Source organism: Pedobacter sp. 01N416, from assembly GCF_056399685.1.
Genome location: NZ_JBFTRT010000120.1, coordinates 1 through 10,540 on the forward strand (window position 1 = coordinate 1; position 10,540 = coordinate 10,540).

Here is a 10,540-nt window from a genome sequence, read left to right on the forward strand (position 1 = left end):
GGATAGAATTAGCCTAGGGTTATTGGGCTATAGTTCATTTTTGGTTGGGGCAGGAAAGTTTCTTAATAATGCAAAGATGTACTATCCTGATTTCAAACATTTTTCAGGTAACATTTCTACCATCTTCCCTCCTAATATAAGAAAGTTTCAATATTTAGATTTTTATCAGTTTAGTACCAATCAGCAATACTTCGAAGCGCATTTAGAGCATAACTTTGCAGGCTTTTTCACAAATAAAGTGCCGTTACTGCGTAAAGCTAAATTGGAAGAGTTTATTGGGGGTGGCTATTTGTCTTCTCCAGAAAAAAGAAATTATAAAGAATTTTATTTCGGCTTCCAACGCCTGGTATTAAGGGCCAGTTATGGCTTTGCTTACGACGGTGCCCGCAAATTAACACAAGGATTTAGAATAGCTTACACCTTATAATAAGGTTTAAGGCGTAGGGTATAAGGCGTAAGGTATACTCAGCCAATTTTGGCTGTTTTCCTAAAAAGGGAAGATTCTGAAATCAGGAGTTAAAAACCTTCCACCTTACCTTCTACCTTCTACCTTTTTTTATTATCTTTGCCCCGCTTTAAACGCCGTTTGCAACGGTATCAACAGCGTTATGGAAAAATATCAGACATTACTTTACTATTGCTATAGTTACATAGCAGAGGCAGAACAATTTGCTGCCGATCACCTTAAATTTTGTAAATCATTAGGTTTAGTTGGCCGTATTATCGTTGCTGATGAAGGTTTAAACGGCACTGTTTCTGGTACGGTTGAGGCTTGCGACGCTTACATGAAAGCAGTACATGCCGATGAAAGGTTTGCAAAAACAGAGTTTAAAATAGATGATGTTGAGGAGCCCTCGTTCCTGAAAATGCACTGCCGTTATAAATCCGAAATTGTTCATTCTGGTTTAAGAGATACCTCGATCATTAATCCGAATGAAAAAACAGGCAAACATTTAGAGCCTGTAGATTTCATGAAAATGAAAGATGATGAGGATGTAATTATCCTGGATGTCCGCTCCAATTACGAGCACAATCTTGGTAAATTTAAAAATGCATTAACACTCGATATCGAGAATTTCCGCGATTTCCCTGAACAGATTAATCAACTTGCCCAATATAAAGACAAGAAAATATTAACCTATTGTACCGGAGGTATTAAATGCGAAAAAGCTTCTGCTTTGCTTTTACACCATGGCTTTAACGATGTTTACCAATTACATGGTGGCATTATTAAATATGGAAAAGAAGCGGGTGGAAAGGATTTTGAAGGTAAGTGTTATGTTTTCGACAACCGCATTGCTGTTGATGTAAATGCGGTAAACCCTACCATTGTTTCAGTTTGTTATAACTGTGGTAAAACTACCCCTAAAATGATTAACTGCGCCAATCCGGAATGTAATGAGCACATTACCCAATGCGATGAATGCGGTGATCAGCTTCAGGGCTGTTGCTCAGCGGAGTGCACTACCAATCCACGCAAGCGCCCTTACGATGGTACAGGCTATTATGTAAAGGTTCCGCAGCCGGTAGCAGTGAAGGCGTAACGAATTTAAAGTTACTAGAAACATAGCACTCTTCTCAAGAGAATTTTACATTTCAATAGATGAACAGAATGGCAAGAGGTTATTACAAGTTTGACAACCTCTTGAAACCGTGATAATAATAGTGTCGTCACCCTGAATTCATTTCAGGATCTATCTTGCAGGAAAGATGCTGAAATAAATTCAGCATGACGATCGCGTTCAGCAAAGGCTAAAAATTAATCACTTGTGAATAATTTTTAATAAATCGAGGTTATGATGTTTTTTCGCGCTTGATTCCTTAAACCATCAACCATCTATCGCCCTTATTAAACAATTTTTCATTTACTTTGTGTATTAATGGCTTTACCTATTAACCATTTTATGCTAAACCATTTCCGGCTCCTATTATTATTATTATCCTGCTTCGCAATAAATGCCCATGCATCAGAAATTAAAAGCATAGGCGTTCCATATATAGAAAATTATCCAAAATCGGTTTATTCTTCAGGAAACCAGAACTGGAGTATAGCAAAAGATAAAAATGGTGTGATGTACTTTGGCAATGCTGAAGGACTTTTAACTTTCGATGGCCGCTACTGGCAGAAATATCAGATGCCCAACAGGCAAATTGTTAGATCGGTCGCAACAGATGATAAAGGAAGAATTTATACCGGTAGCTTTGGTGAATTTGGCTTTTGGTCGATTAAAAGCAACAAGTTAACCTATAGCTCACTTACCAATCTTTTGCCAAAAGGAATAAAAATCAATGATGAAGTCTGGAAAATATATGTAGATCAGGATAGGGTAATCTTTCAATCCTTTTCGAAAATATTTCTCTATAAAAACAACAAAATCGAGGTTGTAAAATCGCCATCATCCTTTCTGTTTCTTCATAAGGTGAACAAAAGGTACTTAATTGAAGTACTGGAAAAAGGTTTGTTCGAGCTCATTGGCAACAAATTGGTCCACATCCCAAATAGTGAAAAACTTGGCAAAGAAGGAATTCTTTCTATCCTTCCTTACAAAACCACCGGCCTCATTATCGGCACCAGTAAAAACGGATTATTTACCTATGACGGAAAAGATTTTACGCCGCTAAACACATCAGCAAATAGCTATCTTAAAACCTACCAACTTAACAATGGAGTAAGTTTATTGGGTAAATATTTTGCTTACGGCACTATCCTTAATGGCCTGATCATTATTGACGAAAATGGAAGAGTTGTGCAGCGGATCAATAAATCGAGCGGTTTACAGAACAATACTGTTTTAAGCTTATACGCCGATAATGAACAAAATCTTTGGACAGGTCTTGACAATGGGATCGACCGCATAGAACTTAACTCTCCCTTATATTTTTATTTTGATAAAACAGGTCAGTTTGGTACTGTTTACTCCAGCATTATCTTTAATAATAAAATTTATCTTGGCACCAATCAGGGTTTATTTTATAGCGAGTGGTCGCCAGATAACCTACTGCCATTTAATTTTCGGTTAATCTCTAATTCGCAAGGGCAGGTATGGGAACTCACCATTATTGATAATGAGTTGATCTGTGGACACAATAGCGGCACATTTAAAGTAAACGGCGATAAAATCGATTGGTTATCGAGATCATCTGGTGGCTGGACAATTAAAAAGTTAAACTCAAATCCGAATTACCTTATTCAGGGTACTTATACCGGTCTTTCGCTTTTCACAGAATATCCTGCATCAGGATTAAAGTTTGTTACTAAAATTGCCGGATTTGATGCCCCATCCAGATATGTAGAACAGGATAATAAGGGGGATATTTGGGTAGCGCATGCTTATAAGGGGCTGTATAAATTAAGCTTAAGCCCTAACTACACGAGTGTAACCAGCACCAAATATTTTGATGAAAGGAACGGTCTGCCCGGAAATTACAACATTAATATATTTAACTTAGAAAACAAGATTGTCTTTTCTTCTGATGCAGGTTTTTATACTTACGATGAATTGAGCAATAAGTTTACAAAGTACGAAGCACTTAATAAAGAACTCGGTTCTTTCGAATCCTCCAATAAAATTATTAGCGCCGGTGGCAAAAAATATTGGTTTATTAATCACGGCAAAACAGCACTGGTTAACTTTAGCGAACCTGGTAAAGTAGAAATAGATTCGAATCAATTCAGTATTTTAGATGGCCGGATGGTGCAATATTATGAGAATATCAGCCGAATCAGTAATTCCATTTACCTGATCAGCGTTGATGATGGGTTCGTAATCTACAATCCTACGGCTCAACTGAGTTTGCAGAAACAAAAATTGCCTGCCGTACTGATCAGGCGTGTAGAAGATATTACCGATAAATTTTCGCTCATCAGTGAAGCTGGAAACGGTGAGGAAGCAACAGAGATCCAAAACAGCCGTAACAATATCCGCATTTCTTATGCATTGCCCTATTACAGACAGGCTAAGGTTAAATATCAGTTTTATTTAGAAGGATATTCTAAGGCCTGGTCTGATTGGAGTTATGCCACACAAAAAGATTTTACCAATTTAAGTGCTGGCAACTATATTTTTAAAGTTAGGGCAAAAATCGATGATACTTCAGTAAGCAGGGAAACCGTTTATTCATTTACTATTTTGCGTCCATGGTATCTAAATAATTGGGCCATTTTGTGTTATGTTGTTTTATTTGTGGTGGTGTTGATTCTGGGTAAGAAAATTTACGAAAGAAAACTACAGCGGGATAGCCAAAAAATCAGCGACCGCTTACAGGCCGAGCAAGAAGAGATCCTGAAACAGGAAACAGAGATCAACGAAAAGCAGATCATCAAGCTGCAAACAGAAAAATTACAGGCAGAACTCGCCTCGAAAAATAGAGAACTGGCCAACTCAGCCATGACCCTTGTTTATAAAAATGAACTGCTCCAAAAGCTGAGTGATGAGATCACCAAATTAAAGGATGAGAACGGGAAAAAACTCTCAGATGATCAAACACGCAAAATCCAGAAAGTAATTAATGATGGTATGAATGACGAGCGTGATTGGCATTTATTTGAGAATAGTTTTAATGAGGCACACGAAAGTTTCTTTAAAAAATTAAAGGCACAGCATCCCGATCTTGTTCCGAATGATTTGAAACTCTGCGCCTACCTCAGGATGAACATGAGTAGCAAAGAGATGTCATCACTGTTGAACATTAGTTTAAGGGGTGTAGAAATCAGAAGATATCGCTTACGCAAAAAGCTCGAAGTACCGCACGATAAAAACCTGACAGAGTTTTTAATGGAACTTTAATCTTGCAGCTAGAATCAAATTAGAGCGGTCAAAAATTGCTCGAACCAGTCTCGGGAACGTTTGCACAAAAAACGATTTTTGAGGCTTTTTCATGTTATCTCACTCAATCGGCACTACATCATTACCTCTCATAGCGAGCTTTCCGGCCCCACAAAACACTTAGTGTTATTTGTACACTTGTGTATTTATTAATGTGATGTTAAAATCTAAAAAACTGCATTTTTAGGCTAAAATGGCATTTGGTTTATTTGATTGAGATACCCCACAGTATCAGATGATGTATTAATGTAGAGGTAAAAACACTTGCACATCAGCAAAAACAACCTCACATTTAACTAACAATTAAACTAAATTTATAATAAAGCATGAAAAGAATCTTTACAAGAATCTCTGTTCTCGCTGCATTTTGTTTGCTAACAATTAACGTAGCATTAGCGCAAAACATTACCGTAAAAGGTAAAGTAGTTGATGGGGGTGATAAAACTCCGTTACCAGGCGTAACTATCTTAATCAAGGGCACACAAAATGGTACGCAAACAGATGTGAACGGCAACTACTCCATTAGCGCGCCGGCCAATGCCACATTAGTATTTAACTTTGTAGGCTATACAGCACTTGAGCAAGCTGTAAACAATCAAGCTACTTTAAATGTATCATTAGCTTCATCAACACAACAACTAGAGCAAGTTGTGGTTGTGGGTTATGGTACACAGCGAAAAATTGATGTTACAGGATCAGTAGCTACCGTTAAAGGTGAAGACATTGCAAAGCAGGCCTCTACCAACGCGGTAAGTGCGTTACAGGGAAAAGTTGCAGGGGTTAGCATTACCAACAATGGTGCACCAGGTTCTTCTCCAAAAATTACCATTCGCGGTACTGGTTCTATTTATGGCAATACGGGTGTATTGTATGTAGTAGATGGCGTTTGGTATGATGAGATCAGTTTCCTTAATCCAAGCGACATTGAAAACTTAAGTATCCTGAAAGATGCCTCGTCTCAATCTATTTATGGTATCCGTGCGGCAAACGGCGTTGTATTAATAACGACCAAAAAAGGTAAATCAGGTGATCCCGTAATAAATTATAACGGATCTGTTGGCTATCGAGTAGTTACCAATCAATTGGCTATGGCTAACGCAACAGAGTATGCTACGATAATAAATGAGTTATCTGCAATTAATGGCGCTCCGAACCTTTTCGCAAACCCATCAAGCTTTGGCGAGGGTACCAATTGGTATAACCAGGCATTCAGAAACGCGTTACAAACCAATCATCAAGTATCTATTAACGGTGGTAGTGAAAAGAGCACTTATAACTTTTCTTTAGGTTATACCGGAGAAGATGGAATTGTTAAAACACAAAACTACAAGCGTTATACAGCTAAATTTTCTAACGATATTCAGGTATTAAAGCCTTTAAAAATTGGTTATACCATTTCAGCAACAGCATCAAACTCTGATGATGTTAACGGCTCTATTTTCCGTCAGTTATATGCAGCCGGTCCAGTAGTTCCGGTTTATTATGCTGATGGCACCTATGGTGATGCGAATGATTTTAGTTTAGGTGGAGGAAATAATTTTAATCCTCAGGTAACCTTAGATTTTTTTAATCAAAAATCTAAAAATTACCGTTACAATGGTAATTTTTATGCTGAGTTAAATTTTGCTAAGCACTTTACTTTTAAAACAAGTATAGGCGGAGATTTTGGTCAGGCTGAAGTTCGTGGGTACACTCCGGTTTATCAGGCTACACAGGGGCAAAGAAACGACAAAAGCTTATTAGAAATTAAAAGAACCGAGGATAGAAACTGGATCTTAGAAAACACCTTAACTTATAAAAATACTTTCGGTGATCATAACCTAACAGTTTTAGCAGGTCAAACTGCCCAGAGAAGAAAAAATTACTATATTAATTCATCAGCGCTTAATGTTCCTTACTCAAGCGAGGGCGATCTATATTTAGCACTTGGTAATGCTGCAGATAGATCAGTAATTGATGGTGGTAGCTTAACAACCTATTCTTCTTATTTTGGTAGAGCAAATTACTCATTCAAAGACCGTTATCTTTTAAATGCAACGATACGTGCTGATGCAGCATCGCAATTTTATGGTGGAGGAGATCTGTGGGGTTATTTCCCATCAGTAGGTGCTGGTTGGGTAATTTCCAATGAGGATTTTATGAAAGATCAGAAAATCTTCAATAGCTTAAAACTAAAAGGATCATGGGGAAAAGTGGGTAATGCTGGTGTTCCTGTAAACCCAACAACGCTTGTAGTAAAACAAGATGGCGCTTATGTTGTGGTATTTAACGGCGTTGCTTACACTGGCGCAAACGTTAGTTCATTAGTGCCATCGTTCTTAAATTGGGAGCGTACTACTGGTACTGACATTGGCCTTGAAGCAAGTTTCTTAAATAACAGATTAAATGTAGAAACTGGCTTTTACAATAAAAAAACAGAGCAAGCAATTTTCGAAATCCCTATTTTATCTTCTATTGGTACCTCTTCTGGTAAGCAAATTGGCAACCAGGCTGATTTACAAAATCGTGGTTTTGAGTTTTTGGCTACTTGGAGAGATCAAACTAAAAGTGGCTTTTCATACTCTATTAGCGGTAACGTTGGGTTAAATAACAACAAAGTTTTATCAGTTGTTACGGGCCTAAACCCTATTTATGCAGGTGGCGCAGGGCTTTCTAATGGAGGCTTAGCAACACGCACTATACAAGGTGGTGCAATTGGAGAATTTTATGGCTATAAAGTAGATGGGATATTTCAAACTCCTGCAGAGGTTGCTGCATCTGCCCAAAAAACAGCAAAACCTGGCGACTTTAAATACATTGATCAAAACAATGATGGTGTAATTGATGGTAAAGATAGAATTGTATTAGGTAATCCTAATCCTAAATATAATTATGGTTTAAGCACTACATTTGGCTACAAAAACTTCGATTTAACCGTTGATATACAAGGTGTTGCCGGGGTAGATGTTTACAATGCCAATATTGGCTCGCGTTTTGGAAACGAAAATTTTAGTAAAGATTTTTATGATAACAGATGGCATGGAGCAGGCACTTCAAACACCTATCCTTCTGCAGCAGTTGGCTCAACCTTTAATTCCGCTCCAAACTCTTTCTATGTTGAAGATGGATCATATATCCGTATAAGAAATATCCAATTAGGTTATTCTTTACCGTCAACTTTAATGAATAAGTGGACAATGAAAAAAGTAAGAGTTTTTGTTGATGCGCAAAACCCTGTGACCTTATTTGGATATAAAGGTTTTACCCCAGAAATCGGTGGTACGCCAACAAATGCAGGTATCGATGCGAGTGTGTATCCACTATCTGCAGTTTACAGATTAGGTGTTAATGTTACTTTTTAATATCAAATAGCGATGAAAATAAATTATAAAAACACATATATACAAAAGATGGGGATAGTAGTAATCTGCTCCTCACTTTTAATAATACCTGCTTGTAAGAAAAGTTTTTTAGATGTTGATCCACAAGCACAGCAACCTGCAGTAGTTTTCTGGAAAGATGCTAGCGATGCTGCAAAAGCGGTTAATTCGATGTATGCACAGCTCAGAACTTGGGGAAATACCGCTTTTCCGGCATTAGCGCTCGAAAGTATGGGTTCTGATGAAGCAGAAAAAGGTAGTGCGKCAAATGATTCTGACTATTTAAATGCCTATGATAATTTTACAGTAACATCAACAGAAGGGCAAATGGGAGGTTTCTGGGAAGCACAGTATCAAAATATAAATCTTTGTAACCAAGTGCTTGATAACGTTCCAGGGATCAATATGGATGCAAGCTTAAAAGCCCGTTATTTAGCCGAGGCAAAATTTATTAGAGCATATTCTTATTTTAGATTGGTTCGCGCTTTTGGCGATGTACCTTTGCGTTTAAACGTACCCAAAACACCGGCTGAGTTTAATATTCCGAGAACGCCTAAAGCACAAGTATGGGCCGCTATCGAGAAAGATCTGGATGATGCAACAGCAGTTTTGCCTCAAACCTATCCAGCAGCTGATTTAGGCAGAGCAACCAAAGGCGCTGCGCTTGCCTTACATGCAAAAGTTGCTATGTATCAGCAAAAATGGGATCAGGTACTATCTTTTACAAATACTGTAATTACATTGGGTTACGATTTATATCCTAATTATCAAGAAGGCTTTAGAACTAACCACGAAAATAATATCGAATCAGTTTTTGAGATACAATGCGAACTTTTATTGAATAATAAAGATGCTTCTAACTCTCAATATAGCCAGGTACAAGGTGTACGGGGTAGTGTTGCAGGTTGGGGTTTTAATGTACCTACTCCTGCTCTAGTAGCAGCTTACGAAACTGGTGATCCCCGTAAAGATGCAACAATAATTTTTAGAGGAGAAACTACTCCACAAGGTGATGCTATTAGTCCGACTGGAGATAATCCAATGTATAATCAAAAATCATATGTACCATTTAGTTTAATTGTAAGCGGTTATACAGAAGGCTCGCAACAAAATGTTAGGGTAATAAGATTTTCGGATGTATTGCTAATGAATGCAGAAGCTGCAAACGAGCAAGGAAATCCCACTTTAGCTAAAACATCATTGAACAGGGTACGTGCGCGTGCACGCGGAGGGATTGCTGGTATTTTACCAGATGTAACCACTTCTGATAAAGAGGCTTTGCGCCAGGCGATTTGGAAAGAAAGACAAGTAGAATTAGCTATGGAGTCAGACCGGTATTTCGATGTAATTCGCCAAGGTCGTGGAGCGGCTATATTTGGCCCTAAAGGCTGGAAAGCAGGCAAAAACGAAGTTTGGGCAATACCCGCAAATGAGATTGATAAAAGTGCAGGAACTTTAACTCAAAACCCAGGTTACTAATCGCTAATTTTTACGAAAATGAAAACAAAATATTTTTTATTATTGACAGCTGTAACMTTGGTGTTATCATCATGCCAAAAAGACTTTGATCCAACAACTTATGCACCAGCCTTAAACATTAATGGCTACACGAGTTCAAAACAGATTGCTCCTTCAAGCCTAATAGCTTATTGGGCATTTGATGGCAGTTTAATTGATAGTGTATCGAATACAGCAGGCACCAATACTGGTACCAGTTTCAGTACCGGTATTAAAGGGAGATCGTTACAAGGCGCATTAAATGGCTACGTAACTTCCAACACGCCAGCGGCAGTACAAAATTTAAAAAGTTTTACGCTTACCTGCTGGTTTAATATGCCCCTTAATGATAAAGGGATTGTAGGATTAGTTGATGTTGCAAAATCATCCGATTTTTGGGGAAATCTAACGCTGTTTATGGAAAATAACGGGGATGCTTCAACTGGCAGATTGGTTGCCCGTTCTTATACAGGTGTGGTTAACAATGGCGGAGACAATTTTTTAAAGATTGTTGATCCTTGGAATAAATGGAATCAAATAGCCTATTCATATGATGCTACCACTTCAACCTATAAGGTATATTTTAATGGCTCTAAAATCGGAGAAAAAGTTGTAGCAAACTTGGGTCAACTAACCTTTCAAGATGCCTCTAAAATGGTTTTTGGCACCGTGCAATTTCAAACAACACCTAGTTTAACAAACTCAACTGGCAAACAAGATTGGGCGAGTTATTTAGTAGGTCAATTAGATGAAGTTAAAATTTTTAACAAGGCACTAACCGATGTTGAAATTGGTTCATTATCTAAACTAGAAGGAAGAGGAAAATAGTTTTCCTCCCTGATAGACCAAATTAAAAGG

The 10,540-nt window shown here is 37.8% G+C and carries 6 protein-coding genes; all 6 read left to right on the forward strand.

The features are described from left to right. Positions 1 to 427: DUF5686 family protein (locus AC1DND_RS08750; RefSeq protein ID WP_477580847.1), on the forward strand; the 427-nt coding region annotated here is incomplete at its 5' end. Positions 428 to 608: 181 nt separating this feature from the next. Further along, positions 609 to 1,544 (forward strand): oxygen-dependent tRNA uridine(34) hydroxylase TrhO, encoded by a 936-nt coding sequence (gene trhO, locus AC1DND_RS08755; protein WP_477580848.1) that lies wholly within the window; start codon positions 609 to 611, stop codon positions 1,542 to 1,544. Positions 1,545 to 1,904: 360 nt separating this feature from the next. Next, positions 1,905 to 4,787 carry a triple tyrosine motif-containing protein gene (locus AC1DND_RS08760; RefSeq protein WP_477580850.1) on the forward strand — a complete coding sequence of 961 codons (2,883 nt, stop codon included), beginning with the start codon at positions 1,905 to 1,907 and terminating at the stop codon, positions 4,785 to 4,787. Positions 4,788 to 5,152: 365 nt separating this feature from the next. Further along, positions 5,153 to 8,167: a SusC/RagA family TonB-linked outer membrane protein gene (locus AC1DND_RS08765; RefSeq protein WP_477580852.1), complete on the forward strand. Its 3,015-nt coding sequence runs from the start codon at positions 5,153 to 5,155 to the stop codon at positions 8,165 to 8,167. 48 nt (positions 8,168 to 8,215) lie between these two features. Further along, positions 8,216 to 9,664, forward strand: coding sequence for a RagB/SusD family nutrient uptake outer membrane protein (locus tag AC1DND_RS08770; protein WP_477580854.1), 1,449 nt, complete (start codon positions 8,216 to 8,218; stop codon positions 9,662 to 9,664). Between the two features lie 18 nt (positions 9,665 to 9,682). Next, complete coding sequence (locus AC1DND_RS08775; protein ID WP_477580856.1) at positions 9,683 to 10,510, forward strand: LamG-like jellyroll fold domain-containing protein; 828 nt, start codon at positions 9,683 to 9,685, stop codon at positions 10,508 to 10,510. The last annotated feature ends 30 nt before the right edge of the window (positions 10,511 to 10,540 follow it).